Source organism: Paenibacillus kobensis NBRC 15729 (genome assembly GCF_004000825.1).
Taxonomy (GTDB): Bacteria; Bacillota; Bacilli; order Paenibacillales; family Paenibacillaceae; genus Paenibacillus_T; species Paenibacillus_T kobensis.
In genome coordinates, this window is the sequence record NZ_BILZ01000048.1 from 21,919 (window position 1) to 48,087 (window position 26,169).

General features: G+C 52.6%; 28 protein-coding genes. 12 read left to right on the plus strand and 16 right to left on the minus strand.

Features of this window, described 5'->3' with window-relative positions:
- Positions 1-125: 125 nt before the first annotated feature.
- The 4 genes from PKO01S_RS21850 to PKO01S_RS21865 all read left to right on the plus strand — a co-directional run bounded on the left by PKO01S_RS21850 (position 126) and on the right by PKO01S_RS21865 (position 3,246).
- Positions 126-455 (plus strand): STAS domain-containing protein, encoded by a 330-nt coding sequence (locus PKO01S_RS21850; RefSeq protein ID WP_246070675.1) that lies wholly within the window; start codon positions 126-128, stop codon positions 453-455.
- A gap of 23 nt (positions 456-478) precedes the next feature.
- Positions 479-958 (plus strand): anti-sigma B factor RsbW, encoded by a 480-nt coding sequence (rsbW, locus tag PKO01S_RS21855; RefSeq protein ID WP_127533566.1) that lies wholly within the window; start codon positions 479-481, stop codon positions 956-958.
- Positions 955-1,728: a sigma-70 family RNA polymerase sigma factor gene (locus tag PKO01S_RS21860; RefSeq protein ID WP_246070676.1), complete on the plus strand. Its 774-nt coding sequence runs from the start codon at positions 955-957 to the stop codon at positions 1,726-1,728. The genes rsbW and PKO01S_RS21860 overlap by 4 nt, the downstream gene beginning before the upstream one ends.
- Positions 1,729-1,941: 213 nt before the next feature.
- The gene (locus tag PKO01S_RS21865) at positions 1,942-3,246 is read left to right on the plus strand and encodes a magnesium transporter CorA family protein (RefSeq protein ID WP_127533568.1); all 1,305 of its coding nucleotides are present in this window, start codon (positions 1,942-1,944) and stop codon (positions 3,244-3,246) included.
- Positions 3,247-3,752: 506 nt separating this feature from the next.
- Here PKO01S_RS21865 and PKO01S_RS21870 read toward each other — a convergent pair.
- From PKO01S_RS21870 to PKO01S_RS21890, 5 genes are all read right to left on the minus strand, one after another.
- Complete coding sequence (locus tag PKO01S_RS21870; RefSeq protein ID WP_127533588.1) at positions 3,753-4,931, minus strand: PP2C family protein-serine/threonine phosphatase; 1,179 nt, start codon at positions 4,929-4,931, stop codon at positions 3,753-3,755.
- A gap of 252 nt (positions 4,932-5,183) precedes the next feature.
- The gene (locus tag PKO01S_RS21875; RefSeq protein WP_127533569.1) at positions 5,184-5,657 is read right to left on the minus strand and encodes a disulfide oxidoreductase; all 474 of its coding nucleotides are present in this window, start codon (positions 5,655-5,657) and stop codon (positions 5,184-5,186) included.
- A gap of 4 nt (positions 5,658-5,661) precedes the next feature.
- A complete protein-coding gene (locus PKO01S_RS21880) occupies positions 5,662-6,396 on the minus strand; it encodes a DsbA family protein (RefSeq protein WP_127533570.1) in 735 nt (244 codons plus the stop codon).
- A 95-nt stretch (positions 6,397-6,491) separates the two neighbouring features.
- A complete protein-coding gene (locus PKO01S_RS21885) occupies positions 6,492-7,808 on the minus strand; it encodes a glycosyltransferase family 2 protein (RefSeq protein ID WP_127533571.1) in 1,317 nt (438 codons plus the stop codon).
- A gap of 144 nt (positions 7,809-7,952) precedes the next feature.
- Positions 7,953-9,299, minus strand: a complete 1,347-nt coding sequence (locus PKO01S_RS21890) for a GH1 family beta-glucosidase (protein WP_127533572.1) — start codon at positions 9,297-9,299, stop codon at positions 7,953-7,955.
- A 278-nt stretch (positions 9,300-9,577) separates the two neighbouring features.
- Between PKO01S_RS21890 and PKO01S_RS21895 the strand changes: the two genes are divergently transcribed.
- Positions 9,578-10,405, plus strand: a complete 828-nt coding sequence (locus tag PKO01S_RS21895; RefSeq protein ID WP_127533573.1) for a lipase family protein — start codon at positions 9,578-9,580, stop codon at positions 10,403-10,405.
- Between the two features lie 94 nt (positions 10,406-10,499).
- On the opposite strand, the gene PKO01S_RS21900 is transcribed toward PKO01S_RS21895, so the two are convergent.
- Positions 10,500-11,276: a GTP cyclohydrolase II gene (locus PKO01S_RS21900; protein ID WP_127533574.1), complete on the minus strand. Its 777-nt coding sequence runs from the start codon at positions 11,274-11,276 to the stop codon at positions 10,500-10,502.
- A 389-nt stretch (positions 11,277-11,665) separates the two neighbouring features.
- Here PKO01S_RS21900 and glpK point away from each other — a divergent pair, with 389 nt between their 5' ends.
- Together glpK and PKO01S_RS21910 are read left to right on the plus strand one after the other, a co-directional pair.
- Positions 11,666-13,162 (plus strand): glycerol kinase GlpK, encoded by a 1,497-nt coding sequence (glpK, locus tag PKO01S_RS21905; RefSeq protein WP_127533575.1) that lies wholly within the window; start codon positions 11,666-11,668, stop codon positions 13,160-13,162.
- Between the two features lie 96 nt (positions 13,163-13,258).
- Complete coding sequence (locus tag PKO01S_RS21910) at positions 13,259-14,929, plus strand: glycerol-3-phosphate dehydrogenase/oxidase (RefSeq protein WP_127533589.1); 1,671 nt, start codon at positions 13,259-13,261, stop codon at positions 14,927-14,929.
- A 53-nt stretch (positions 14,930-14,982) separates the two neighbouring features.
- Here PKO01S_RS21910 and trhA read toward each other — a convergent pair whose 3' ends face one another.
- The 7 genes from trhA to PKO01S_RS21945 all read right to left on the minus strand — a co-directional run bounded on the left by trhA (position 14,983) and on the right by PKO01S_RS21945 (position 19,595).
- Positions 14,983-15,621, minus strand: coding sequence for a PAQR family membrane homeostasis protein TrhA (trhA, locus tag PKO01S_RS21915; protein ID WP_127533576.1), 639 nt, complete (start codon positions 15,619-15,621; stop codon positions 14,983-14,985).
- A gap of 5 nt (positions 15,622-15,626) precedes the next feature.
- Positions 15,627-16,007 carry a hypothetical protein gene (locus tag PKO01S_RS21920; RefSeq protein ID WP_127533577.1) on the minus strand — a complete coding sequence of 127 codons (381 nt, stop codon included), beginning with the start codon at positions 16,005-16,007 and terminating at the stop codon, positions 15,627-15,629.
- Entirely contained in the window at positions 16,004-16,765 is a 762-nt protein-coding gene (locus tag PKO01S_RS21925) for a pirin family protein (protein ID WP_127533578.1), read from the minus strand. Before PKO01S_RS21925 ends, PKO01S_RS21920 begins: the two co-directional genes overlap by 4 nt.
- A gap of 43 nt (positions 16,766-16,808) precedes the next feature.
- Complete coding sequence (locus PKO01S_RS21930; protein WP_246070678.1) at positions 16,809-17,507, minus strand: hypothetical protein; 699 nt, start codon at positions 17,505-17,507, stop codon at positions 16,809-16,811.
- 332 nt (positions 17,508-17,839) lie between these two features.
- Positions 17,840-18,832, minus strand: coding sequence for a TRM11 family SAM-dependent methyltransferase (locus tag PKO01S_RS21935; protein ID WP_246070679.1), 993 nt, complete (start codon positions 18,830-18,832; stop codon positions 17,840-17,842).
- Positions 18,829-19,329 carry an MEKHLA domain-containing protein gene (locus tag PKO01S_RS21940; protein ID WP_127533580.1) on the minus strand — a complete coding sequence of 167 codons (501 nt, stop codon included), beginning with the start codon at positions 19,327-19,329 and terminating at the stop codon, positions 18,829-18,831. The genes PKO01S_RS21935 and PKO01S_RS21940 overlap by 4 nt, the downstream gene beginning before the upstream one ends.
- A 38-nt stretch (positions 19,330-19,367) precedes the next feature.
- Positions 19,368-19,595, minus strand: a complete 228-nt coding sequence (locus tag PKO01S_RS21945; RefSeq protein WP_127533581.1) for a hypothetical protein — start codon at positions 19,593-19,595, stop codon at positions 19,368-19,370.
- Positions 19,596-19,734: 139 nt separating this feature from the next.
- Here PKO01S_RS21945 and PKO01S_RS21950 point away from each other — a divergent pair, with 139 nt between their 5' ends.
- The 4 genes from PKO01S_RS21950 (at position 19,735) to PKO01S_RS21965 (ending at position 22,826) form a co-directional block, all read left to right on the plus strand.
- Positions 19,735-20,424 carry a YqaA family protein gene (locus tag PKO01S_RS21950; protein ID WP_127533582.1) on the plus strand — a complete coding sequence of 230 codons (690 nt, stop codon included), beginning with the start codon at positions 19,735-19,737 and terminating at the stop codon, positions 20,422-20,424.
- 467 nt (positions 20,425-20,891) lie between these two features.
- Positions 20,892-21,557, plus strand: coding sequence for a hypothetical protein (locus tag PKO01S_RS21955; protein WP_127533583.1), 666 nt, complete (start codon positions 20,892-20,894; stop codon positions 21,555-21,557).
- 18 nt (positions 21,558-21,575) lie between these two features.
- On the plus strand, positions 21,576-22,307 hold the full coding sequence (locus tag PKO01S_RS21960) for a hypothetical protein (RefSeq protein WP_127533584.1): 732 nt from the start codon (positions 21,576-21,578) through the stop codon (positions 22,305-22,307).
- A 57-nt stretch (positions 22,308-22,364) separates the two neighbouring features.
- On the plus strand, positions 22,365-22,826 hold the full coding sequence (locus tag PKO01S_RS21965) for a hypothetical protein (RefSeq protein ID WP_127533585.1): 462 nt from the start codon (positions 22,365-22,367) through the stop codon (positions 22,824-22,826).
- A 124-nt stretch (positions 22,827-22,950) separates the two neighbouring features.
- Here the strand turns inward: PKO01S_RS21965 and modB are convergent, their stop codons facing one another.
- Positions 22,951-23,619, minus strand: coding sequence for a molybdate ABC transporter permease subunit (gene modB, locus PKO01S_RS21970; RefSeq protein WP_127533586.1), 669 nt, complete (start codon positions 23,617-23,619; stop codon positions 22,951-22,953).
- Complete coding sequence (gene modA / locus PKO01S_RS21975) at positions 23,619-24,533, minus strand: molybdate ABC transporter substrate-binding protein (RefSeq protein WP_407669691.1); 915 nt, start codon at positions 24,531-24,533, stop codon at positions 23,619-23,621. Before modA ends, modB begins: the two co-directional genes overlap by 1 nt.
- An 81-nt stretch (positions 24,534-24,614) precedes the next feature.
- Here modA and PKO01S_RS21980 point away from each other — a divergent pair, with 81 nt between their 5' ends.
- Positions 24,615-25,661: a substrate-binding domain-containing protein gene (locus PKO01S_RS21980; protein ID WP_127533587.1), complete on the plus strand. Its 1,047-nt coding sequence runs from the start codon at positions 24,615-24,617 to the stop codon at positions 25,659-25,661.
- 233 nt (positions 25,662-25,894) lie between these two features.
- Here the strand turns inward: PKO01S_RS21980 and PKO01S_RS29150 are convergent.
- Positions 25,895-26,169 (minus strand): hypothetical protein (locus tag PKO01S_RS29150; protein WP_218031497.1); only part of this gene is annotated, 275 nt, incomplete at its 5' end.

Here is a 26,169-nt window from a genome sequence, read left to right on the forward strand (position 1 = left end):
TGTTCCAGCACTCTCCAGCAGCCCCATGGACGCCGTCCTGTTTCAAGTCTCCGCATTTGCGGTTATGGTTATTTCATAGATAATAGTAGAATGAACGTACGATTCCAATAAAGTGGGGTATGGTCATGAAAGCACCCGATAAGTTTTATCTTAGAACCGAGAATCAAGAAGGACGCTGTACAGTCTATGTAAACGGCGAGCTGGATCTGGAGTCCGCTTCGCAGATGCGTGCAGCCATGGCTACTCTTGTCGAGTTGACTGACCGCGAGCTTGTGCTTAATCTTCGGGAACTTCGTTATATAGACAGCACCGGCATCGGCATTCTGGTCTCGGTGCTCAAGGCACGCCATGCGAAAGAAGCGCCATTCATTGTGGAAGCCATTCCGCCCAATATCCGCAAGCTGTTCGACATGACGGGCATAACGCCTTTCTTGACGGGCACTGCTACATCATGAGCCGAGAGGAGAACATGGGTCCGATGAATACGAAAGATGAAGTCGTAACGATCTTCGTTCCTGCTGCCGCCGAATATGTCGATCTCGCTCGCCTCGCGCTTTACGGCATCGCTTGCAAGATGGGCTTCTCCTACGAAGAAATCGAGGATATGAAAGTTGCACTGTCGGAAGCGTGCAACAATGCCGTCCTGCATGCATACGGCGACTTGCCTGACGGAGCGTCGGTTATCGCCGCGGCGCAAGAGCCGAGGGTCGAAATCCGGTTTATCAAACAAGCGGACGCACTGTCGATCGTCGTGAAAGACGACGGTACAAGCTTCGACGCAGCAGCCGCCGCGCGGCGGGCTGAATCGATGCACGGCAAGTCGATCACTGACATCGAGGCAGGCGGGCTCGGTCTTTATCTCATGCAAGCATTAATGGATCAGGTGGAGGTATTAAGCGGCGAGGGCACGCAGGTCATGATGACGAAGCGATTAACGAAAAGCGGGGAATGGGCATGACGAACCCTTCTTCGCTTCAGTTGCAAGACAGCATCGAGCTGATTGCAGCTTACCAGCGAGCCCCGAACAACGAAATCGCAACCGTGCTTATCGAGCGGCATACGCCGATGGTACGGATGGCCGCCGGCAAAATCGCCCGAAACCGCCCTGATCTGTTCGAGGATCTCGTGCAGGTCGGCCAAATGTCGCTTCTGAAGCTGTTCCGCCAATATGATCCGTCCGTAGGCGTTCAATTCGAGCCTTACGCTATGAAGAGCATCATCGGCCATATGAAAAATTATCTCCGCGACAAATCGTGGTACATTCAAGTGCCGCGGCGCATTAAAGAAAAGGGTATTGCTGTCCAACAAGCGATCGACGAATTAACGGTCCGGTTGGAACGCTCGCCTAAAGTGGAAGAAATCGCGGAGGCCATGGAACTTACCGTCGAGGAGACCGTCGAAATACTGGGCGGCCGCGATCTGTATCACTATGTGTCGCTAGATACGCCTATTAGCGAGGAAGAAAGCACGACGACGCTCGGCGAGCTGATCGGTACGCAGATCGACGATTTCGAGCATATCGACAAGAAGCTCGATATTGAATCGGCCATGGCAACCTTAAAGCCCGAAGAACGGACTGTACTGAAACTCGTCTTCGAGGACGGTGAACCGCAGAGACTAATCGCCGAACAGCTTGGCGTATCACAAATGAGCATCTCCCGCATTCAACGGCGTGCCATTGAGAAGCTCCGCCGAAGCCTGGCTGAGCATCCCCGCGACGAGACATAATCATAAATAAACAGACATGAAGCGCACCGACCTCCGCCCGCAATGCAGGCAGAAGCCGGTGCGCTGCTCTGTTTGAAGCTTTACCCTCCCATTCCAATTACAGCTGTTCACACACAGGAACTGGCGGCTTCTGTTGAACTATTTCGCCCGTTCGGGTTATGATGGGAGAAGAAATTTTGGTTTCGGACAGGGAATAAGGGCAGGAGGCTATGTATGAACGAACGAACGTTTCGGTTTCCGTCCGGCTGGGAATGGCTGCTGCTTCGGCAGCCATTCGCCCAAGAGCTGCATCCGCTGCTGATGATGGACACCCAGCCGGGCGTGCAAGCGGAGTTCGCTCCCTCACAAGCGATACCGCCGCGGTCTAGCCGGGCGGCTGCTTCGGACAAGCACACGGATGCTGGCCGCATACAGATCGACGCCAGCCGGACGAAGCTGGAACGCGACCGGGCGCAGGCACAGCTTCTGAATCTGAAACAGCGATTGCCGGAATGTGCGGCCTGGCTGGACGATTGCTTCGAGAGAAGCGCCAATCACATTGTCGTGCACCGGCTGCAGAGCGGCGAGCCCGTTCTGTACGGAACGCTGCAGATTCAGCAATCGACCGATAAAGCGGACATTCAGCCGTTCCGGTTCTGGGTAACGGCCGATCGTCTTATTACGATCCACGAAGATTGGCGTTTATCGATTCGGCTGCAGCAGCCTCCTTGGGAAGTGCAAATGCAGCAGTGTGCCTCCGGTCAGGAGGCGTTCGTCACGTTGCTAAGCGCGCTGCTTGAACATGTCCACCACGGACTGGACGGCTTCGAGAAGAGACTCGGCGAGCTGGAACACGCCATGAGACGCCGCAACCGGATGAACCTGATGACGGCCATATTCGAGCGGAGATATGATCTGCTGCACTGGAGTCATTTGTTCATGCCGATCAAAGAATTGAACGGAGCCGTCAAGGAAGCGTTCGTCTCGTTGCCGCTATGCGGCAGCGAGCCGTTTCAACGATTGCAGCATAAGCTGGAACGGATCGAGTCTCTGCTTCAGTCGTATGCTTCTGAGATTGATACGCTTATCTCTATGGATGATGCAATATCCAGCTTTCGCGGCAACGACATTATGAAGACGCTGACGATCATCACCGTCCTGTTCACGCCGGCGACCGTAGCCGGAACATTGTGGGGGATGAACTTTATCAACCTGCCATGGGCTTCAAATGAATGGGGCTTCATCGGCATGTGCGCGGCCGTAGTCATCGCAACGGCGCTTATCTATTTGTGGGTATGGCGCAAGGGCTGGACCGGCGACCTGCTGAATACCCGAATTACCGATAAGCAAGCGGCCATACCCGAGCAATTCCCGCCGCAGGAGCTTCGCCGGTCCCGCAAAGGCCGCAGCGGCACCAAGCCTCCTGCCAATCACGCCGACACCCACAACAACGCTGCCAGCGTGCTCGCTTCCCGCACGGTGAGCGAGTTGACGCTCAGCTCCGATAAACCTCGCAGACGCAGTAAAACGAACGGTTAATGGCACCCTTACTTGCTTCGGAGACTTCCGGCAGCCGGCTTCCGGCTGCCGGCTGCCGCCGCGATGTCCAGGCAACTGTAAGGTCCGGACACCCGTTCATTGTATTGCATACAATGAACAAGCATCGGGCGAGCTGATTAGCAAGTTTGATTGTATTTTGTACAATCTATCATTAGCTGAAACGGGGAAATCCGCACTTTAAGTGCAAATTAGCTGAATCATGATTGTATAGAATACAATGAAATACGGACAGTCCGCTATCATCTGCTTATTCGCTGTACAGAATGCAATGAGCAATGTGGTTGACCGCCGTCATGTGACGCCGAGCACCGCGTGCAGGGGAGCTGCGCGCGGTGGAAAAAGGTCATCTATGTTGAGCGGACAGCCTTACACCGTGTAGCTGAGTATTAAATGGACGTTAAATTAGTTTCAACATACTAAAATGCCTCCCGCCGCCGGGCAATCGGCAGCGGGAGGCATTTTCCGTTCAGCTACTAGAGCCTTACTTACTTCAACTCGATCCACAGCAGGCATTGATCGTCCGAGTTGCCCCCCGGCTCCTCGCTGCCGAACAGTTCGTTCGTCCACTGCTCCAGGTAGGACGCCTCGCTTCCGCTCGATAGAGTGCAGCGAAGCCGTTCCACCGGATCGGAATCGTCCTCATCCTCTGTTCCGCCGGACGACCAATCGAGCAGACCGTCGGTAACAATCACGATCCGGTCGCCGGATGCGATGCTGACCGACTGCTTGCGCACCGTAATGCCGTCGAACAAGCCGATTGCAGGACTGCCGCCCTCAATACGAACCGTCTCTTCCTTGCCGCAGCGGATAACGAGTCCCGGCGGATGGCCGGCATTCACATACTCGGCTGTCCCTTGTTCCAAATCGATGATCATGTAGATTCCCGTAAAATAATACTGAATCAACTGATCAGAGAAATGCAGCTGCATCGCCCGGCGGTTCAGTTCCATAATGACATCTTCCGGATCGGTCAGTTTGCTCATCACTTCCTTCAACACCGAGGCGATAAACATGCAGACAAGCGAAGACGAAATCCCGTGGCCCATCGCGTCGATAACGGCGACGGCATAGCGGTGGTCGTCGATCCGGTGCCAGGCGTACAAATCGCCTGACAGCTCCTCTGACGGTCGGTAGATCGCATCGATAACGATCCTCTCATTCTCTAAGCGCTGCGGCAGAACGGCATATTGCACCTCCCGTGCAAGCCGAAGCTCGTCGCGCAGGCGGCGGTCCCGCTCCTTATGCCAATTCTTCTCTTGTTTCAGCCTGAGCGCCGAACGGATTCGCGCCATCAGTTCCACCCGATTGATCGGCTTGGTCACATAATCGGCAGCCCCCGCATCAAGCGCCTCTGCCAGCTTCTTCGAATCTCCGATTGCCGTAACCATAATGATCGGCACATCCTTCAGCCGCTCCAACCCATGGATCGTCCGGCATGCGGTAATGCCGTCGACGCGGGGCATCATCATGTCGAGCAAAATCAAATCAGCGACTGGCTCCTCTGAAGCGGGCCGCTGGTCCGTTCCGTCCTCCGCCAACCCGAGCCGTTCATACAGCTCAAGCGCCGATGAACAGGAGCTGATGTTGTGATAGCCTGCCCTCTTCAGCATTTCCTGTACTACCGTTACGTTCATCGCATTGTCGTCCACGACAATAATCCGCATATTATGCCGTCCGTTGCTCCGTTCTTGACCTCTCATTCCTTACCCTCGTTTCTCTTCCGCTGTACTTGCTTGTCGCGGCATTCCAGCCGCTCTACCTACAACTTGCGCCGGTTCTTCTCGTCTTTCTCTAATACCCGCCGCTTCCGCCCGCGAATCATAAACGATTGCCGCCCGCACTAACATTCCGACTTCATTGTACAAAAAAACTGCCCCGGTCCGCGATATGCTCGCTCCGGGACAGTCTGTGCCACATTAAGAATTATAAGAGGATTCGACCGATTGATCTGCTTCTTCCGACTTGACCGCGCGAACCGTAAGCCACAAATTGCCAGCAATAAGGACGAAGGCAACGAACGCCATTAACGGAATCGTAATGACGCCGAACCAATCCAGGTAGTCCTCGTTGCACGGAACGCCGACGGAGCAAGGCAGCAGCCTCGCAAGACCCGGAATCTTCTGCTCGGCATAATGATAGATGGAGATCAGACCGCCAATGATGCTGAGCGGCAGCACGTACGAGGCCATTCTCCGGTCTCCTTTGTATGCTGCCATTCCAAGCAGGATGACCATCGGGTACATAAAGATACGTTGGAACCAGCACAAGCGGCATGGCTCAAAATGCATCACTTCGCTTAGAAACAAGCTGCTTGCGGTCGCCACAAACGCGACGATCCAAGCCATCAGAATGCCGTAGTTGTAGAAGAAAGAGGAACGCTCAGCGCTCATCGGCTTATTTCCCCGCTTCCTCCAGCTCCTTCAGCGCCTTCTCGATAGCGACCTTCACCGGAGCGTATTGCATTGCGTTGCCGCCGCCTACTTTCGTTCCATTCACGAACAGCGTCGGCGTACCTGTAATGCCGAGTGGACGTACCTTCGACATTTGATCCTTCAATTCTTTCGCATACGTCTTATTCTCGATGTCGGAACGAAGCTTATCGAAATCGATGTCCAGCTGCGCATCCTGTGCGATCTTCACGAGATTGTCGACCGTCGCCCATGTCTCCGTTTCCGGCGGCTGATTCGCGTAGAGGGCATCGTAATATTTCCAGAATGCATCATTGTTCTGATGATAGACGGCAAGGCCTGCAAGCGCCGCTGTCTCCGAATCCAGTCCGATGAAATGATAGTTCATGAACGATAGCGATACGATCCCTTTATCGATATATTCCTTAATCAATTCAGGCTTTACGTCTTTGGTAAAGATTTGGCATGCCGGACATTTGAAATCGCCGAACTCAACGATCTTCACCTTCGCGTCCTTGCTGCCGAGCGTCGGCAAATTGTCGTAGTCGAAATCGGCTGGATCCGGCTTCGGCATCAATACCAACACCAGAATTACCGCTATAATTACGATTCCGCCCGTCGCATACATCAACCGGCGAATCGTCTGCTGTCTTTTCTTGGCGCGCTCTCGTTGCTCCTTGCGGGTGTTCTTCTGCTCTAACTTGCTGACTGCTTGTCCCATCAATTCCCCTCCGTATCACCAAAATGGCATAGATACCCTCATTATAACTGCCAATTGTTAAAATGACATTAAAACAAGTGAAAAGTTTAAGGGGTTCACTTCCATACCCGATTCCGCTTGAGAGTCTCCTGCAAATAGCCAAGCACCGACACCGGACTCATAATCATTTGGTAAAACAGCACATACAACACAAAGGCAAAACGGTTTTTGCGTATCTTCAAATTAAGCGAGCGGAACACCCTTCTCTGATACCGGTACAAAATATAATTCTGCAGTATAGCCAGCGGAAGCACCAATAACGTCGCCGGTCCAACGATCCAATAATGGCCGAATAGCGCAAGCACAAGTCCAGGCATCCAGCAAAGCGTGTAAACAAGGTCGATATACGGCATCAGCAGATTGACGCCAGTCAAATATTTGACGAACGGAATAGGCTGATTCCATGGCTTTATCAGCTTCAACGCCTCAACCATCCCCCTCGCCCACCTGCTGCGCTGGCGCACAAAATGTTTCAGCGTATCCGGCACATCGGTAAACGCGACCGCAAGCGGCTCGAAATAAACGTTCCAGCCGTTGCCGAGAAACCGCCATGTGAGAACGATATCCTCTCCTATCGCATCCGGCCAGCCGCCTACGGCACGCACGGCGTCCGTCTTGTATAACGAGAATGCCCCTTGCGCGACGAGCGTCCCTTGGAACAGCCCTTGAAGCCTCTTAATGCTTGCAATGCCGAGAAAATAGTCCCATTCCTGCACTCTCGTCACCAGATTATGGCGGCTGTTCCGCACCAGTACGGTGCCCGCCACGGCACATACCGAACCAGGCGAGGAACGGTAGCGGGATACGATATGGTTCAGCGCTTGCTCATGAAGCAGCGTATCCGCATCCAGCGTCAGCAGCAGCGGGGTTTCCACCTTCGCAAGCGCCTCATTAAGCGCGTAATGTTTGCCTGGCCGATCGACGTGCAACACTTCGACATGGAGACCGAGCCGTTCTCCTGCTTCCGCCGCAGCGTCCGCTGTCCGATCGGTCGAGCCGTTGTCGATTACAAGGATGCGGAGCGGCCCGGCGTATTTTTGTTTGCACACATAAGAGAGGGTGACACCGATCGACGGCTCCTCGTTGCGGCACGCAATCAATATCGTAAGCGGATCGTCCGGCGATTTGACCGCAAGCGGCGGTTGGCGGTCCAGCAGCAGACTGACGACCATGAATGCATTCATATAACCAGGAATATAAGCAATACCTGCAATAATGGCGGCACTAACCGGTACAGTGACGAGCTCGCCTAAATCATGCACCCACGGGAGAGACAAATAAACGGATAGAGCCGTCCACACCATCGCGGCTGCCTGGCTGATTGTAAATTTGGCGGCAACGGATATATAAAATCTGCGTTGGTTTGACTGCATACGGTTCACCTGGCTGTCAGCTGTGTGTCATTCATCCTTAAGGACTTCGTTGTTATCATGCCCGGAACACGCAAAAAAGCCGGCCTGAGAGGTATCCAATGGCTACCTTCCAGACCGGCTTTATCGCCGTACTTTTCTCTTTATTTATACTTTAAACCAGTTGTATGCCGCTACACGGCTATAGAACTTAAAGCTGTCCTTCGGAATGCGTACTTGCGTATCGTAATCGACATACGTCATGCCGAAGCGCATCGAATAGCCGAACGCCCACTCATAGTTGTCCATGAGCGACCACGCGTAGTAACCCTTCACGTTCACGCCGGATTCGATCGCACGCGCAACGGACGCCAGATGCGACTTAATATAGCGGACGCGGCGTTCGTCGTGCACTTTGCCGTCAGCGGAAGGCCCGTCGTTGTAGCATGCGCCGTTCTCCGTGATGTATACCGGGATGTCGCCATACTGGTCTTTAATAAATACGAGGAAGTTGTACAAGCCTTGCGGGTAGTACGTCCAACCGATGTCCGTACGGTCCCAGCCCATATCGACTTCTTCCCAGTCGAACAACCCTTCGTTCTCTTTATATTTACCTACTCCGCCGGTGTAGTAGTTAATGCCAAGGAAATCGATCTTCTGTGAAATGTCTTCCATGTCGCCCGGCAGGATCGGCACCTCGACGCCTTTGCCGCGGAACCATTCGACGAGCTTCTCCGGATAATGGCCGTGCATGACCGGACGAATGAACCATTCGTTCTGCCACGCTGCTTTACGCCAGCAAGCGTCGATATCTTCTTGGCGGGAGCTGTAAGGCTCTTGCCAGTCCACGTTCGGCACGATGCCGATCTCGCCCCCGATGCCGCGTTCGCGGAACAGACGGACCGTACGTCCGTGCGCAACAAGCAGATGGTGCGCAACATTCGTTGCCAGCTGCAGATCGCGGTTGCCTGGCGCATGCTCGCCGAGATAGTTCGACAGGAACGAAATGCACCAAGGCTCGTTGAACGTCGACCACAGCTTGATTTTGCCTTTGAAGGAATCGAAAACGGTTTCGGCGTACCGAAGGAAATGCTCGATCGTTTCCCGGTTGTCCCATCCTCCCTGGTCTTGAAGCGCTTGCGGCAGGTCCCAATGGTACAGTGTGCACATCGGCTCGATGCCATATTTCAGCAGTTCATCAACCAACCGGTGGTAGAATGCCAATCCTTCTTCGTTAACAGCACCTGAACCATCCGGAATAATGCGAGGCCAAGCGATCGAGAACCGGTACGTTTGAAGGCCCATGTCCGCCATCATTTTGACGTCTTCCGGATACTTGTGATACATGTCGCATGCGACATCCCCGTTGTCTCCCATAAATACGCGACCCGGCGTGCGGGAGAACGTATCCCAAATCGACGGACCGCGGCCGCCTTCTTGATATGCGCCTTCTACTTGATACGAAGCCGTTGCTGCGCCCCACTTGAAGCCTTCCGGAAACTGAATAATTGCCATGCTCTTGAAGTCACCTATCTTTCTCTATAATCGTGCGGCAGACATCACTATTACCGCCCCACTCACCCGTGCATGCCAGTCCGACATACATCATCCTAACATTATAGTGCTTTACCGGGATGCATCCTATGTGGCATTTTGTCACTTCTTGATGTCATTTTGCCATTGAATAGGGAATTAGACACAGCCGTGCAGTTCCGAATCCACAGCCGCCCACATACAATGTGGGAGAATGACCGACGGGCAGACGCGCGGTTTTAAAGGGAGGCGGCTTTCGGATGGCATGGAGAACCGAAGTGGACGAGAAGGGAGTATTCGATACCCGTACGGCGCTGTTCATGGCGGCGATTTGCGAACAATCTTACGTGCAGTATTACAATCCTGCCGGCATGTTTCTAATGCCGAATGGTTATCGTACTGTAGGCTCGTTCAAGGCGCAGGCTTATGATAGCGAGCCCGCTTTCTTTGGGTTTCTCATCGAATCAGACCGGGCAGCCATACTTGCATTTCGAGGTACACGCTCTACGATGGACTGGGTATCCGACTTTATCTCTCAGCAAATTTTGTTCAAGCCCGTTAAACCGCGATGCTTGTGCCATAAAGGATTTACAGACATCTATACAAGTTGCCAAGAGGAAGTCAGATCACTAATAAAGGCTAGTGATCCTGACAAACAACTTTTCGTAACAGGGCATAGTCTCGGGGGAGCGCTCGCCACGCTGGCCGCTTTCGATATAGCACTGAATGTAAAGCGAGAGCCGATTGTTTATACGTTTGGTTCCCCGAGGGTCGGAGATCCGAAATTCGCCCGAACCTACAACCGGATAGTGAAACATCATTGGCGCGTTCAGAACGAATACGATATCGTTTCGCATTTGCCTCCGGTCGTCTACCGGCAGCCGAAGACGAAAAACATATTTTATTACATGCATGTTCGCGGTGAAGTGAAGCGTTCTTTCCGAATGGGTACCGTCTCAGGCAATCATGTACTCAGGAGCTATTTCGCCGACTTGGCGAAGGACGATCCTTCCTATGCAGCAGCGCTGTGCGCAAGCCCGATGGGCTGGTGCCCGTCGCCGCCCGATCCGCCGCCAGCAGATGAGTGACCGCTTGCCGCAAGCGGCCGCTTCTTTCCAAACAACAAAGGACGAGCAGTATTCGCTCGTCCTGGATATATCCTATATCGGCATGAACCGTCTATTATGTTGTTGAGTTACTGCGGGTGGAACTGTCGAAGTGGCCAGAACGGTTCACTTTCGTCTCCAAATACCGTTTATTAAATTCCGACACATCGCCCCACAGAGGCACACGTCCGGATACGTCCGCTCCCGATGCAACGAGAGCATCAAGCTTGCGGGGATTGTTCGTGATGAGCGTTACCGGCTTCGAACGAAGTGTCTTCAGCACTTGAATCGCATCATCGTAGCTGCGAATATCGTCCTGGAAGCCAAGTTGCAGGTTGGCGTCGACCGTATCGTAGCCTTCCTCTTGCAGCACATAAGCCATTGCTTTGCTGAATAGGCCGATGCCGCGTCCTTCATGATTGGCCAGGTAGAACAATGCGCCTGCGCCATGCGCGACGATCATCTTCATCGATTGCTTCAACTGATAACCGCAATCGCATCGTTTGCTGCCGAAAATATCGCCTGTATGACAAATGCTGTGCATCCGGATCACAGCATCCGGGACGTTCGCGAAATCGCCATAGACGAGCACGCTCGATTGTTGCATTTCCGCCAAATTGGAAGCGTTCAGCCTTGCGATCATTTTCTCCGTCGACACGGTTTCGTCATCGCATGCATCGCCCGCCATATTGTCGCAACGCAGCCAGCAATACCATTGGAAGATGTGCGTCTCGCCGCCAAGGTTAACGGGCAGCCGGACCGGACCGACGAGGTAAATCATCTTGTCGCCGCTCGGCACCGCCGTTATTTTACGTTTCAATATCGAAATGATGTCCGTCTGAATCGTATGCATAAGTATTGCTCCCCTCCATACCGCCGGCGTTCGGGTATATCTAGTTTAGCCTTAAGGTACCGATCAAATCCGTTACTTTCAATTCAATGGTTACTTTTTGTAAGTATATGAATTAACCATTCATTTGTCAAATCGTCCGTGCGCGGTCTAAAGTCGTCGATTTCAGGAGCAACCTGCATTGTTCTTATATTGTACGTCACGGCAAGCCTTCTGGACTAGACATCTTACGCAATTCGTCACGTCTTGCAGAGGCCGAATGCGGATGTTCGATGCCGAATACGAATATAAGAAGTCTCCTTGCTGCAATTCTTTACTTTTGTCCCGTTTCTAAGTACCATCTCTGTAGCATGAGGAACGAACATTGGATCATTGGACGGGAGGCTATTCTTATGAAACAAGCGTCTTACATATTAGCGCTCGACCAGGGTACGACAAGTACAAGAGCCATTATATTCAATCAACGCGCTGGAGTCATCGCTTCATCCCAATTGCCGGTCGATTGCCTGTTCCCCGAGCCTGGTTGGGTTGAGCAGGATGCCCTTCAACTGTGGCATACATCGCTGGCAGCCATACGGAACGCGGTGTCGAAGGCCGGCATCGGCTTTGAGCAAATCGCGGCCATCGGCATCACGAATCAACGCGAGACGACCGTCGTCTGGAACAAGGCAACAGGCCAACCTATTGCCAGCGCAATCGTATGGCAATCCCGTCAGACGGATGCAATTTGCGAACGATTGAAAGAAGCCGGACATGAACAGGCATTCCGTTCCCGTACAGGATTGCTGATCGACCCTTATTTTGCCGGGACCAAAATCCGCTGGCTGCTCGATCACGTGCCCGGTGCGCAAGAGCAAGCGGAACGGGGCGAGTTGCTGTTCGGCACGGTCGACAGCTGGCTGATATGGAATTTGACAGGCGGCCGGGAGCATATTACCGACTATTCGAACGCTTCGCGTACGCTGCTGTATAACATTAACGAGCTATACTGGGACGATCATTTGCTGTCTCTGCTGCAAATTCCGCAGGCGATGCTCCCTGAGGTTCGTTCCTCTTCCGAATGGTACGGCTGCACAGACGCAGATCTGCTGGGCGGAGCAGCGATTCCAATTGCCGGCGCAGCAGGCGATCAGCAGGCTGCTCTGTTCGGCCACGGCTGCTTCGGCAAGGGCGACGCCAAGAATACGTACGGCACCGGCTGCTTTATGCTCATGAACACCGGTACGGAAGCAATGTTCACGCAGAATGGGCTGCTTACGACTATTGCATGGGGGATAGACGGCCAGGTCGAATATGCGCTCGAAGGCAGTGTATTCGTCGCTGGCTCCGCCATTCAATGGCTTCGCGATGGGCTTGGCCTTATCGTGTCTGCGGATGAGACAGAATCACTCGCACGGTCCGTCGATTCGACGGAGGGCGTCTATGTCGTTCCTGCCTTCGTCGGTCTGGGAACGCCTTACTGGGACAGCGACGTCCGAGGTGCAGCCTTCGGCATGACGCGCGGAACGAGACGGGAGCATTTCGTCCGTGCTACGCTTGAATCGATCGCCTATCAGACGAAGGATGTGCTTGACGCGATGGAGCATTCATCCGGCATCAAGTTGAATACACTGCGCGTCGACGGAGGCGCCATCGGCAACGATTGGCTCATGCAGTTCCAGAGCGACCTGCTTGGCGCCAAGGTGGAGCGCCCGTCCTTCAACGAAGCAACAGCGCTTGGCGCAGCCTATTTGGCCGGCCTAGCCGTCGGTTATTGGACCAGCCGCGAGGAAGTCGCAGCGCTTATTGCATCAGAACGCACTTTCTCCCCTGCGATGGATGACGGCGTACGCACTGCACTGTACGACGGCTGGCAGCGGGCCGTTAAAGCCGCGCAAGCTTTCCGTTAACGAAGAGGAGCGGATACGATGGCGGAGCAGAGCCTTCTGGATGATCATGGATACCGGAATGCAGGAATCGATAACGATAAGCCGTCAGCCAGCTGTATGTGGTCCGCCTTATCGCGGACGGCGCTGTTCGAACGCCTTCAGAAGCAATCGTTCGATTTGCTCATTATAGGCGGCGGCATTACCGGCGCCGGGATCGCGCTTGACGCGCAATCGCGCGGCATGCGGACCGCTATTATCGATATGCAAGATTTTGCTGCCGGAACGTCCAGCCGCTCGACCAAGCTTGTTCATGGCGGGCTGCGCTATCTGAAGCAGCTTGAATTCGGTGTCGTAGCGGAAGTCGGCCGAGAACGCGCAGTCGTCTATGAGAACGGTCCCCATGTTACGGTGCCCGAGCGAATGCTGCTGCCTATCCATGAAGGCGGGACGTTCGGCCGCCTATCTACTTCGCTAGGGCTAAGACTGTACGACTGGTTAGCAGGTGTAAAGAAGCAGGAGCGAAGACGGATGTTGAACGTCCGAGAGACAGCTTTGCTAGAACCTTTGCTGCGGCAAGAAGGGCTAAGAGGAGGCGGCTGTTACGTCGAATACCGGACCGATGACGCACGACTCACGATCGAGGCGGTCAAGAAAGCGGTTGAGCTTGGCGCTGTCGCGCTGTCTTATGCCGAAGCCGATTCGTTCCGGTACGATGAAATCGGCCGACTGATCAGCGTATCGGTACGCGACCGGATAAACGGCGGCTCCGCCTTGATTCAACCGGCCAAAGTCATTAACGCAGCGGGGCCTTGGGTCGATAAGGTTCGGGAAGCGGACGGCTCCAAGCGGGGCAAAACGCTTCATTTGACGAAGGGCGTACACGTCGTGATCAGCAAGGAAAGGTTCCCGCTTCGCCAAGCCGTCTATTTCGATGCCCCGGACGGCCGCATGATATTCGCAATCCCTCGGGACGGTAAAACATATGTCGGCACCACGGATACGACCTACAAAGCGAACATTGCTCATCCGCGAATGACGTCGGTCGATCTCGCTTACCTGCTGCACGCGGCGAATACAATGTTTCCGGGACTGGCCCTTAAGCCGCGTGATGTCGAATCAAGCTGGGCCGGTCTTCGTCCGCTCATCCATCAAGAAGGCAAAGGGCCGTCCGAAATATCCCGCCGCGACGAAATATTCATCTCTCCTTCCGGCATGATCTCCATCGCAGGCGGCAAGCTGACGGGCTACCGCAAAATGGCACAACACGTCGTCGACAAAGCCGCCCTCCTATTGCAAGCCGAAGGCGCCGGCAGCTTCGGTCCGTGCCGAACGCAATCGCTCGCATTATCGGGCGGTGATGTCGGCGGCTCTGCCGGCATGCCCGCATTCGTCCGCGCAGCAACCGCCGCCGGAATCGAGGCAGGGCTGGAGGCGTCAGATGCCGAGCGGCTGGTGCGCCGGTACGGCTCGAACGCGCCGCTGCTGTTCGCCCTTGTGCCGCAGTGCCGCGACGATGCCGCGGCAACCGGCTTGGCGCCCGATTTGCTGGCGCAGCTGCATTATGCCATCCGCTACGAAATGACTCTCAAGCCAACCGACTTCTGGATTCGGCGCACCGGCGCCCTGCTGTTCGACCGGGCGCTCGTTCTACGCTGGAAAGACGCCGTCTCAGCCGTGATGGCCTGCCAGTTCGGCTGGCCGGACCATGTGCGCGCGGCATATGACGCCGAGCTCGAAGCAGAGCTGCATTATGCAGTCACGCCAGTGCTAGGGGATGACGTGGTGTAAGCTCAAAAGCCGCAAGCGACTGAACGGATGTTTTAGTCGCTTGCGGCTCCTTTTTACAGAACAAACAGCAATATTGCAAAGAAATGCAGGATCGAGCCCGCCAGCACGAACAGATGCCATACGGCATGATGGTACGGGAAGCTGCGCCATACGTAAAACACTGTTCCTGCCGTGTAGAGCACGCCGCCCGTAATAAGCAAATGCAGTCCGCCAGGCGCCAATCCTTCGACGAGCGGCCCCCATGCGAAGACGATAATCCAGCCCATGGCAATGTACAGCAGCGTCGATGTGAACAGAAACTTGGAAGCGAAGAACGATTTGAATATGACCCCCGCAACCGCTACACCCCAGACGATGCCGAACAACGTCCATCCTAACGCGCCCTTCACGATATGGAACAAAATCGGTGTGTACGTTCCCGCAATAAACACGTAAATAAATGAATGATCGAGTACCTCGAACACTTTCTTCGCTTTGCCTTCCGGAAAGCTGTGAACAAGCGTCGACGCAGTATACAGCAGCAACATGGAAGCGCCATAGATCGTAAAGCTCACAACATGCGTCGCACTGCCTTTCAGCGCGGCGAACACGATAAGCAGCGACAACGCAGCAACGCTTAGCAATGCGCCAACGCCATGTGTCAGCGCGTTCGCAACTTCTTCACGCCTCGTAAAAGTATGGGTGTTGGCCATATTCCTTACACCTTCTCGTTCGAGTATGCCATATAAGAATCAACGGTGAGCGTCAATGTCGACCGCTGCGCATCGTAACCAGCCTTCGGCTTGTCCTGATCATACATCCAGAACTTCTGAACCGCTCCATTGCCTTCCGGCAGTCCTTCAAAATAGAACAAGTTCAAATACGGCGCATTCGATTGAATGTAGGAAGCTTGATCAGCTCCTACCCCCTCTACCTTGATCGTCCAGCACCCGTCCGCTTCCAGGACGTCGAATGCCAAGCCATCTATTGCCGTATCGATCAGCAGCCGGCCAATCGCCAGCTTAATAAGCGCCTTCGAGCCAGCTGGCGGAGGTGAAATTCGGCCTGGCCGCAGCTCCGTTATCGGTTGTTGTGTCACTGCTTTTCGCCTCCTTCAAGGCCTGGCGGCGTATAAGCCGGCAAATCGATCAGCAGTACAAAAGCTTGCTGCTCAGCTGCAGACACCGAAAGCCGGAATCCGGTTTCTCCCGTCATCCGGACCGTGTCCCCCTGCTCCAGCTTATCCTCTGTTCCGCCTTCCGGTGATTTCAGCGCAGCCGATCCTTCAATGACGTACAAGTATTGCAGCCGGCCATCCTTAGAGTCGAAGCCAAGCTCCGTTCCCGGCTCAATCTTTGTTAAGTATATCGTTACATTTTGATGAATGGCAGCCGTACCCGCTCCGCCTTCGGGCGTCACAACCGGCAGCCATTTCCCGGGCAATTGCTCTACATCGTAATGCGACGTCTCGTATGACGGCGCTAAGCGAGTCTCAGCCGGCGCAAACCATATTTGCATCAACTCGACTGGCTCTGCACCTGGATTGACTTCCGAATGAATAATGCCGGTTCCGGCACTCATCCGCTGAATGCCGCCGAACGTCGTAACGGCTTTATGACCCGTGCTGTCCTCATGCTGAAGCTCGCCGCGAAGCACGACCGATACGATCTCCATCTCGCGGTGCGGATGTGCGCCGAAGCCTCGTCCGCCTTCAATAATGTCGTGATTGAACACGCAAAGAGGACCGAAGAACCGGTTACTCTCGTCGTAATAACTGCTGAACGAGAAATGATGCCGGCTATTCAGCCATCCTGCGTCTTGGGCATAGATTGTGTCCGCCCTCCGAATATCGATCATTGCGATCCCCTCCGATACATACAATTACCCTTAGTGTATCGGATCAAACCCAGCCTTTCAACCAACTGCCGATCCGGTCGACCGTTTTATCAAGATTACAGACGGATTGGCTGTCCACAAACGGATTCTGATGCCGAAAATAGTCTGCATGCCCGCCAATAACCGGAATCCCCTCTACAAGTCCTGGCGCATACTTCAACCGGTTCCAATAAGGAACATTCCGCTTCCGCTGTCCGCCGCTCACGCTCCAGCCTCCCCAAGTGCCGATCCGGCTGATCGGATCGCTCACTTTGCCTTCGGCATCGACCGAATGAAAATAGCTAACTCGGTCCTTCAGCTCGGGAAGCACCCGAATACGCGGGGAACCGATCTGCACGACGCGAAAATCGCGGAGCGTCCCGTTTCGTTGCAGCTTGACAGCAGCTTGATAAGCTGCCGCTCCTCCGCCGCTGTGCCCGATCAGCAACACCCGTCCGGCTCCTTTATACGTCGCTTGAATGCTTTCGGCCGCTTTGCGCCCCCCGACCCGGCTCAGCCGAATGCCGTTCGTCAAGTCGCTGCCCACTTCCAGCACCTGCGCCCATAAATTGCGGCTGTTGTCCCCATACGGGAACAGCACATGAATATCAAGCTTGCCGGCTTCATGGCCGAGCAACTCTTCCAGCTTACGGCAGCATTCCGAGAACATCTGGCTTGCCGTCGCTACACCTGCCATCAAGTATACAGTTAAAGGCATCGTCATGATGTTTTCCTCCATCTGATTGACTGCTCAAACTAGAGATTAAATATGCCGCATCTACATTATTTGAAGGTTGCGTACGGTTTCATACAACAGAAAGTTAGATAAAGGCCGGACGGTATACCAGGTTCAGGCGTACAGCACTATCCGTTTTGTTTAAGCTTGCGTACCATACAATGGCTGCCCTAATTCTGTCTCCTCAGTCCTTATTCCTCATTTCAGTTTACTCCAAAATCATTGTAATAACGACAAAAGCCCCCGGCGCTATCCAGGGGCCAATCATTCGATAGAAACCTAGGCTGCATTATAGCCCGCCTAAGGATCTACCCCGATAATTAAGCACATTGAACCAAATAAACATACCGCACGAACTGGCTCTTCCGCACCTCGCAGCTGTCTGCAATCGACCAGCCGCACTCCGCGAGCTTGCTGTTCAGCGGTTCGGTTGCGATCACGACCGCTCTGGGCGCCAGCCGTGCAAGGGCGCGCAGCATAGCGAGTTCTTCCTCCTCCGGCAGCTTGGAGCATAGATTGTAAGGCAGATCGAGCACGGCCGCCGAATAGCCGCCTTGAAGCGTCAGCATATCCGCCTTAACGATAAGAGACGGCGAATAGCCGAAATGCGCCAAGTTCTCTCTAGCTCCAATTGCAGCGAGCGGATTCCGGTCGAAGCCCCGCATCCGAATGCCCATCGACAACGCTTCGATGATGACGGTGCCGATCCCGCAGCAAGGATCGACCGCTACGATCCCGTCAGACGGATTCGGCACGGCGATGTTCGCGACTGCCCGGGCGACTTTCGTACTTAGCGCAGTAGAATACGGCCTAGGCTTATTATTATGCTTAAGCCACACCGCTTCGCCTTCGACAGCCATACCAAGCACCCAGCGTCCGCCCGCGAACGCAACGCCAAGCAGCTTGTCCGGTTGCCGCATATCGGCCTTGCCGCGGATAACGGCTCCAACGAGCCGTTCTATCCTGCGCTGGTCCTTATACTCCGGCCGGTTCTCCGAATCGGCTTCCCCTGCTTCGACATAGCGTACTTTGAAAGTGCCGCCCCCGATATCCAGCTCTGCTGCCTGCTCGATTAGTCCTTGCAATTCGTCATGCTGCGCATGGACAGCGATTTTCATTTTGAGAAAAGGGCTCCGCGACGGCTCGATGTCCGCCTTGCTTTCGATATAACGGGCCTGTTCATCCGCCTCCGGCACGGCCAGCAGCGTACGCAGCTCCATCAGGCACAACTGCCGCTCATCCTCATGGCATGACCATATGTACAAATAGGACCTTTCGCCTTCCATCCTCACTTGCGAACGCAGCTCCGTCACTGCCTTGTTCCCTTCGACGCTAACTCCTCATAGGATGCAAAAGCGGCAGCCTGACCCTGATATACGCCATGCTCGTCGATCAAATTCCACACAATGCCGCCGCGGACGAAGTAGCGTCTTCCCGTCGAAGATATTCGAACACCGCTGAAGTCATCCACGTACCCTTGATCAGCCACCTGCTTCAGCAGCCTGTCCCGTTCCTCCCGCAGCAGCGGCTCCGCCGTCAATCGGGATGGGATGGAAGTGAACGTATCCCAATCCCGCTCCCATAACGCAAGCGCAGCCGCATTCCCGTAATTCAGCACCGGGTCATCTTCCGTACCGTGCGACAATACGACGACCGGCAGTTGGAACAGCCTCTCGCTCAACGGGATATCAGCGCCGCCTTCCGGCGTTGCTACCAACAGTTCTCTTCCAAGCAACTTGTTGAAGCTCTCCACGATCAGTTGCGCATGCTCTTCGGTAGCTCCCGTTCCATTTAACCGATTCTGTATCATGATTAAGTCTGTCTCCCTTATGTCTTGAATAAAATGTATTATTCCCTCAGCGCGTCGCGCAGCCGCGAAGCCATCGTCGACATCGCCTCCGGCGACCGTCCGGCGCCGCTTCTTCCTCTAAGTCTAGACAGCTCCCGTCTTGCCGCCGCCAGTTCTTCCTTGCACTTCGCCAACTGCTGCGATAATGACTCATTCTCGTTCACGAGCCGGGCATTGTCGGCAGCCAGCCGCTGCAGTTCGTCCGTTCCGTTCGTTTCGTTAGGCATGTTCCGTAATCGCTCCCTTAACCAAATCTTCAATAAGGTCCATTGTACCATATGAAACCGGGCTGTTTGCTTAAACGTATATATGAGAATGGACTCTTGCTAGGTACTGTCAATCGCAACAGAGAAGAGGTTATGTCCCATGTTCCAGGGCTTTATCGATTTGCTGGAGAAGTTCGGCGCGCTTGGACTGTTTATTCACGGCATGATCGACGCGATCATTTTCCCGATTCCAGCACTGTTTCTACAAATTCCGCTCAGCGCCGTTCATCCTTCAGACGCGCTGTGGCTCGCGACAGTCGGCTTCATCGGATGTTTGATCGGAACCCCGATCGGCTACTGGATCGGACGTTCGATCGGCACACCTGTCCTGTACCGGATCGTAAAGCGCAGCTGGGTCGACTCCGCCGAGAAGCTGTTCTCCAAGAACGGCGAGGCCGCCATCCTGCTTGGTTCGTTCACGCCGATTCCGTTCAAAGTATTTACTATTCTATCCGGCGCCCTTAAGTTTCCGCTGTGGAAGCTGCTCGCATATGCCGCGGTCGGCAGGGCAGTCAAATTTTATGCCGTCGGGACTCTCTTCTATATGTATGGCCGTTCAGCCGAAGGCATGGTGAAGGATGTCTCGCTGTACATTTTCGCTATCGGATTCCCGCTCATCGTTCTGTTCCTCTGGCTTCGCCGCAGGTGGAGAATCAGACGGAACCGCAAGCAAGAACAGAATCTAGCGCTGCAGCAAAAGACTGTGCAAGAGCCTATTCAAGACCGGCCGCTAGTCCAAGAGCATGGACAAGAGCAGGTTCTATTACAAGAGCAGGAGCAATCGAGCTAGAGCAAGAACAGAAAGCCCAATAAACCACCCAGTAATACCAGAAATCGAATAATATGATAGTCATTTTACTAGCTAAATTAAAATGGATAGAGATTTCAGATAACATCTGAATCTTTATCCATTTTTTATTAAGTGCTTATTTGATTGTCAATTTCTCGTAGAACCGACATTTCATACTGATTTACCATGATCGTAGATGAAGCAACTGCTATAATGCATTGATCTTTTTGATAAAAATTATGTATTTATCTAAAAATTAGAAATATTGATTCTCACGCCCTATTTACCCCCTCTTTGATTTTACGTAAATTGAAATTATGTATAATTCTTCAACTAATATGATTATTTTGTATCTTGTTGGAGGTGGTTAGATCCGAAACTGTAGCATCTCAATCGTTATCCATGAAGAATAAGAATAATCGATAGTAATGAAAGATTATTCTCATTAATTAAGGGAGGTCATCAAGATGACGAGAACTCTATTTAAGCTTTTTACCATCACTTTTATTCTTATCATGTTACAAATAAGTACAGTTCAAGCAAGCCATCCATACAACCCCGAAAGACATATTCCTAGCATTCATTCTTCTACGGATGGGGAATCATTTTGTGTAGATGTTAAAAATACATCCAGAGTAACATACACCACGGCTATGAACACGCTGACAACTGTGTTATACAATACTGACGATGGATGGGATGAATTGAATAACGGTAAAATTTCTTTTGTCGGACATTCCAGCGGTCAAAATTGCTCCGATATGACCTCCACTCTGTTATCCATATATAAATTTAGATATTACGTATTGGACAATCCTGAGGATTTCAGCGGGGGGACGTCGGCAGTAATCGACTGCAGCACGAACTGCGTAAAGCGATATGGTCCAACTTCCGTTAGTGGCCATACTCATTATGACTATGGACATGCTTACTTAAAACATACCGCGATTAGTACAACCACTACTCATACCATTAATCACGAAACAGGTCATTTGCTGGGACTTATTGATGGAGATGGCACGTGTACCCCAACTAGTATTATGCATAGTGTCGCTTATGGTTGTACAACCAATCCAGCATGGCCAACTACTGCGGATATTAATTCTGTAATTGCTGAAAGTAACAAAAGCTAATTGTGAGGTGTAGAAACGATGACAAGAAAAAAATATTTTACTCTAACAATATTTGCTGCGTTAGTGCTATTAGGAGTTACGGTCTATGGGAAAGGCGGCCTAGCTCATGAAGGACATGAGTCTGACGACACTCACTCTGAAGAATACCATTCCAATTTCACCAATCGGGCAACGCTAACTTCTAATAGAGATAAAATCACTGTGTGCATTGAAGACTATACACAATCTACTTCAAATAAGGCATTATCGGAAGAACTAAAGTTGAAAACTAATAATATCATTAATGAAAAAGTAAAAAAACATATAAAGTGGAAAAATAGCGGCTATTCTAAAGAGCAGATCGATATTGTAGAAGGATGTTCCTTTGCTCCGTTTTTGTTGGACAACGGTACTGCCCATCCTGTCTATTCGGGAGATATGAATAAGAAACTGGACAGAGTTATTTCCACAGCAAGCAAGGAACAACTAGGGATATTTATCGTAGATCAGTCAGTTGTTGATAAACACTTTAAAAATGCTCCTGATCGATGGAGTCCGGAAGAAATGTTGTGTGAACACAACGAGTGTGTAGAGGTTACATCTGGGATTTATCTTACTCCAGATGAGGTTTCGGGAAATGAAGTGAACTATCTGGAAAAAGAAATTCTTAAGCGCTTTGGATTCGAACAAGGTCAATTAACCTCCGCACAACATGATCAGATCAAAAAAGACGAGTTGCAAAAAAAAGCGTTCTTAAGTAAAGAAGGGTAACCTAATACGCATAATCTATAACATTATTTTATGAAGGAAGAGGGGAGGGAGGAACAGATGAAAAAAGTTTCTGTTGTTTTGATTCGCATTTGCGTACTCTCACTTATTGTGGGACTGTTCTCAGCTTGTTCTCTTGTTAATGAGCAGAAAGAGGAAGTTCAAGCAGAGTATAGCGTTCATCCGGAGTTAATAAAAGACAGGGACTCACTGATTGAGAAAATTCGACAAATAGACGATTACGACGCGGTAACTTATACAGAAAAGCAACTAACAGACATGAGAAATGTACCAGAGTCGAAAAGTTACAAACATGTTCTTGTCTCTTTCGTGGAGGACGAATTGCAAAAGAAAATCGAATCGTATCAGTCGATAGGAGAAGAGTCGAACGAATTATTTCACACTTTTGCCGTTATCACACAAGATCAATTTGTTTATAAAATAATACTGACAAAAAAGGACGAAATATGGGTGACGAGTTCCGTAGCACAATTTTTCTGGAAAGAATATTCGACCTCGTAGTTTAATGACATAAAGAGTAATTGATTGTCATCGATAAGTCAGAAAAGGATGAGTCATGTAAAGGGAACTCCCTCCACATGACTCATCCTTTCTTAATAATGTCTACATTATATTAAGTTGCTTGTCAGTATCGTTTTCTAGCGATCAGGAGCATCAGGAACGAGAAAACAATCATACTGATCGTCCACGCCCATGCCATCGAATTATGGCCGGCATCTACCGCAACATAAATCGCGGTCGGGACCGTCTGGGTACGGCCCGGGATGTTGCCTGCTATCATAAGCGTCGCGCCGAATTCGCCAAGCCCGCGGGCGAAGCCTAGAATGTACGCCGTTACAAGTGAGCGGGACGCAAGCGGCAGACTAATGTAACGGAGCACTTGCCACTCGCTCGCTCCGCTAGCACGCGCGGCCGCCTCCAGCTCGGGATCGACGGAGTCGAAGCCCGCCCTCATCGCCTGATAGACGAGAGGAAACGCGACGACGAAGGTCGCAATGACGGCAGCCCACCAAGTGAACACGACAGGAGCGCCGAATAACCATTCGATGAACCTCCCGACGGTACTTCTTCTTCCAAGCAGCACCAGAAGGATGAAGCCGACGACCGTCGGCGGCAGCACGAGCGGCAGCATGAAGAGCGTCTCAATCACGATGCGTCCCTTCCGTTTTGACCGGGACAAACGCCAAGCGGCAGCCGTTCCAAGCGCGATCACGATAAGACTGGACAAGAAAGTAACCTGAAGCGACAGACGGATCGGCGGCCACAACGCAGTCCAGTCAATGGAGAACGGCATTAGTTCGGAACGGAAAATCCGTATTTCTCAAATATCGCTATAGCCTCATCCGTCTGCAAATACGTATACAACGCTTCCGCTTCCTCGGCATGCTTCGTGGATGCCACCACGCCCGCAGGATATACGATCGGCGAGTAGCTAGCCGGATCGACTTCGAAAGCCACCTTCGACTTCGTCGAGCTTAACGCATCGGTCTTGTACACGAATCCGACGTCTGCATTTCCGGTCTCGACGTATTGCAGCACTTGCCGAACGTCCTTGCCTTGGACGATATCGCTTTTCAGCGTGCCCCACAGATTCGCCTTCGTCAGCGCTTCCTGTGCGTATTGGCCAGCCGGCACGCTCTCCGGAATGCCGATGGCGATACGGTAAAGGTCTTTTGGGCCCAGATCGTCCATTGCGTCAATCGCCGCACTGCTGTCTGCCGGAACGACCGCCACCAGCTTATTCGCAAGCAGATCGGCGTGGTGGTCAGCTTCGATCAGCGACTGATCGACAAGCGCATTCATATTCTTAGGAGAAGCCGACAGGAACAAATCGGCCGGCGCCCCTTGCTCGATCTGCTTCTGAAGAGCGCCGGATGCGCCGAAGTTGAACGTCAGCTCAATATTCGGGTTCTGCTGCTCGTAATTCATCTCGAGCTCTTTCAACGCATCGGTCAAGCTTGCCGCAGCCGACACAGTCAGCTCGACTAACGGCTTCGACTGGTTCGCCGGATCCGGTTGCTGCTCCGCAGCCGGCGTATCCGATACGTCATCCTTCGTCGAATCTGCTGTATCCGCAGCCAAGGAAACCGATGAAGAATTCGATTCCGTATCCGGGGACTTATCGGAATTGGAACCGCAAGCTGCAAGCAGCAGCATAAGGATCAGCATCAGTGAAAGTACGATAGCTTTATGGGATTTCATCAACATGGGAATCCCTCCACTCTCTCTATTGGGTTATGATACAATACACACAATGCCATAATCGACCGTTCATTTGGGAGGTACATGATGTCACAAGACGTCTCATACACTGCAGAAGAAATAGCCGCCCTGTTAAAAATATCAAAGCTGACCGTCTACGATCTGATAAAGAAAGGCTTGCTGCCGTCCTATCGGGTCGGCAAACAAATGCGCGTAGACGCATCGGATCTGGAAGCTTATAAGCAGCGGAGCAAAACATCCGCTGCCGCTTCTGCTTCCGCTGCAGCCGCTCTATCAGCGCCGTCCGCAGCATCCGCCTTGTCGCCCCCCTCTTCTTCGGACCTGACCTTGTCGGGCCATATCTCAGCCAATGCTGCCGGTTCCGCCGCTCCGGCCCCCGCCGGGCACACGTCCGGAGCTGCTGCGCGATCGGTCGTCATTACCGGGCAGGATATGAGTCTGGACTTGCTTGCGAAGCATATGGAAGGACAGGCATCCGGCAGCTTCCGCCCGCTTCGTTCTTACGTCGGCAGTCTCGACAGCTTGATCAGTATGTACCGCGGGGAATCCGACATCGTCAGCACGCATCTGCTGGACGGAGACACAGGCGAATACAACTTGCCGTATGTTCGCAGGCTTCTCGTCGGCTTCCCGTACCTCGTCGTCAACTTGCTGTCGCGCAATGCCGGTCTTTACGTTGCGAAAGGCAACCCGAGAGGCATCCGCGGATGGGCCGATCTGGAGCAGCCTGGACTGAGACTCGTCAATCGCGAAAGAGGCTCAGGCGCCCGTGTGCTGCTGGATGAGCAGCTTCGCCTGCATGGCATTAAACCTGCGCAGCTCGCAGGCTATGCCTACGAGCAGACGAACCATTGGTCCGTTGCGGCTGCCGTGGCCTCCGGCGGCGCTGACATCGGCGTCGGAACGGAGAGAGCGGCCAGCATCGTGGGCGGGGTTGATTTCATTCCGCTCATTAAGGAACGTTATGATCTTGTCGTCATGAAGAAGGACGACAACCAAGCGATGATCGACTCGTTGCTGAACATTCTTGCGTCCAAGCCGTTCAAGCAGGAGCTGCAGGCGTTGTCGGGTTATGACCTGTCGATGACCGGAAACGTGCTGTTAGAGAACTAAAGCTTTCACACCGAATAATCAATCGCCAACAAAATCGAATTAATTATAACTAATTATAACTAGTTATAATTAATATAGCTTGATCCTTCACAAAGTCAATATGGTTGTGTTAAGTTTTGTGACATTTCGTTTAATGAAGTGTGAAACGTACGCCACATGTAGCGTATGACCTAATAAAAACAGGCTGCCATCTCATCGGCAGCCTGTTTTTATTAGGAAACATAGTAAACAACTTAACCGGACCGGCAGCGAAGAGAGCGGATACACCGCCCGCTTCGCGGGTTGCCCCATGGAGCTTCTACTTCTACTTCTACTTCTCCGCTCTTCTCTTCCTTGTAATTTATACAACGAAATAAGACCGTATCTTTCGATGAGCCGCGCCCCGTTGTATTACGTACAATGGAAATCCACGGATTAAGGCAAATCCAAGGCTTTTTAGCAGATGGGCTGATTTTTCGTTGTATCAAATGCAATGAGGTCGTCCGATAGAGATTCAGCGAGCCCCATT

Coding starts and splice junctions, on each gene's coding strand:
- PKO01S_RS21910 (WP_127533589.1), top strand. CDS start 13,259: ATGTGGTCCGCCTTATCGCGGACGGCGCTGTTCGAACGCCTTCAGAAG.
- rsbW (WP_127533566.1), top strand. CDS start 479: ATGAATACGAAAGATGAAGTCGTAACGATCTTCGTTCCTGCTGCCGCC.
- PKO01S_RS21895 (WP_127533573.1), top strand. CDS start 9,578: ATGGCATGGAGAACCGAAGTGGACGAGAAGGGAGTATTCGATACCCGT.
- glpK (WP_127533575.1), top strand. CDS start 11,666: ATGAAACAAGCGTCTTACATATTAGCGCTCGACCAGGGTACGACAAGT.
- PKO01S_RS21860 (WP_246070676.1), top strand. CDS start 955: ATGACGAACCCTTCTTCGCTTCAGTTGCAAGACAGCATCGAGCTGATT.
- PKO01S_RS21930 (WP_246070678.1), bottom strand. CDS start 17,507: ATGACGATGCCTTTAACTGTATACTTGATGGCAGGTGTAGCGACGGCA.
- PKO01S_RS21900 (WP_127533574.1), bottom strand. CDS start 11,276: ATGCATACGATTCAGACGGACATCATTTCGATATTGAAACGTAAAATA.
- PKO01S_RS21960 (WP_127533584.1), top strand. CDS start 21,576: ATGACAAGAAAAAAATATTTTACTCTAACAATATTTGCTGCGTTAGTG.
- PKO01S_RS21925 (WP_127533578.1), bottom strand. CDS start 16,765: ATGATCGATATTCGGAGGGCGGACACAATCTATGCCCAAGACGCAGGA.
- PKO01S_RS21950 (WP_127533582.1), top strand. CDS start 19,735: ATGTTCCAGGGCTTTATCGATTTGCTGGAGAAGTTCGGCGCGCTTGGA.
- PKO01S_RS21850 (WP_246070675.1), top strand. CDS start 126: ATGAAAGCACCCGATAAGTTTTATCTTAGAACCGAGAATCAAGAAGGA.
- PKO01S_RS21980 (WP_127533587.1), top strand. CDS start 24,615: ATGTCACAAGACGTCTCATACACTGCAGAAGAAATAGCCGCCCTGTTA.
- PKO01S_RS21865 (WP_127533568.1), top strand. CDS start 1,942: ATGAACGAACGAACGTTTCGGTTTCCGTCCGGCTGGGAATGGCTGCTG.
- modB (WP_127533586.1), bottom strand. CDS start 23,619: ATGCCGTTCTCCATTGACTGGACTGCGTTGTGGCCGCCGATCCGTCTG.
- PKO01S_RS21940 (WP_127533580.1), bottom strand. CDS start 19,329: ATGATACAGAATCGGTTAAATGGAACGGGAGCTACCGAAGAGCATGCG.
- PKO01S_RS21965 (WP_127533585.1), top strand. CDS start 22,365: ATGAAAAAAGTTTCTGTTGTTTTGATTCGCATTTGCGTACTCTCACTT.
- modA (WP_407669691.1), bottom strand. CDS start 24,533: ATGTTGATGAAATCCCATAAAGCTATCGTACTTTCACTGATGCTGATC.
- trhA (WP_127533576.1), bottom strand. CDS start 15,621: ATGGCCAACACCCATACTTTTACGAGGCGTGAAGAAGTTGCGAACGCG.
- PKO01S_RS21880 (WP_127533570.1), bottom strand. CDS start 6,396: ATGGGACAAGCAGTCAGCAAGTTAGAGCAGAAGAACACCCGCAAGGAG.
- PKO01S_RS21945 (WP_127533581.1), bottom strand. CDS start 19,595: ATGCCTAACGAAACGAACGGAACGGACGAACTGCAGCGGCTGGCTGCC.
- PKO01S_RS21875 (WP_127533569.1), bottom strand. CDS start 5,657: ATGAGCGCTGAGCGTTCCTCTTTCTTCTACAACTACGGCATTCTGATG.
- PKO01S_RS21955 (WP_127533583.1), top strand. CDS start 20,892: ATGACGAGAACTCTATTTAAGCTTTTTACCATCACTTTTATTCTTATC.
- PKO01S_RS21890 (WP_127533572.1), bottom strand. CDS start 9,299: ATGGCAATTATTCAGTTTCCGGAAGGCTTCAAGTGGGGCGCAGCAACG.
- PKO01S_RS21870 (WP_127533588.1), bottom strand. CDS start 4,931: ATGCGGATTATTGTCGTGGACGACAATGCGATGAACGTAACGGTAGTA.
- PKO01S_RS21885 (WP_127533571.1), bottom strand. CDS start 7,808: ATGCAGTCAAACCAACGCAGATTTTATATATCCGTTGCCGCCAAATTT.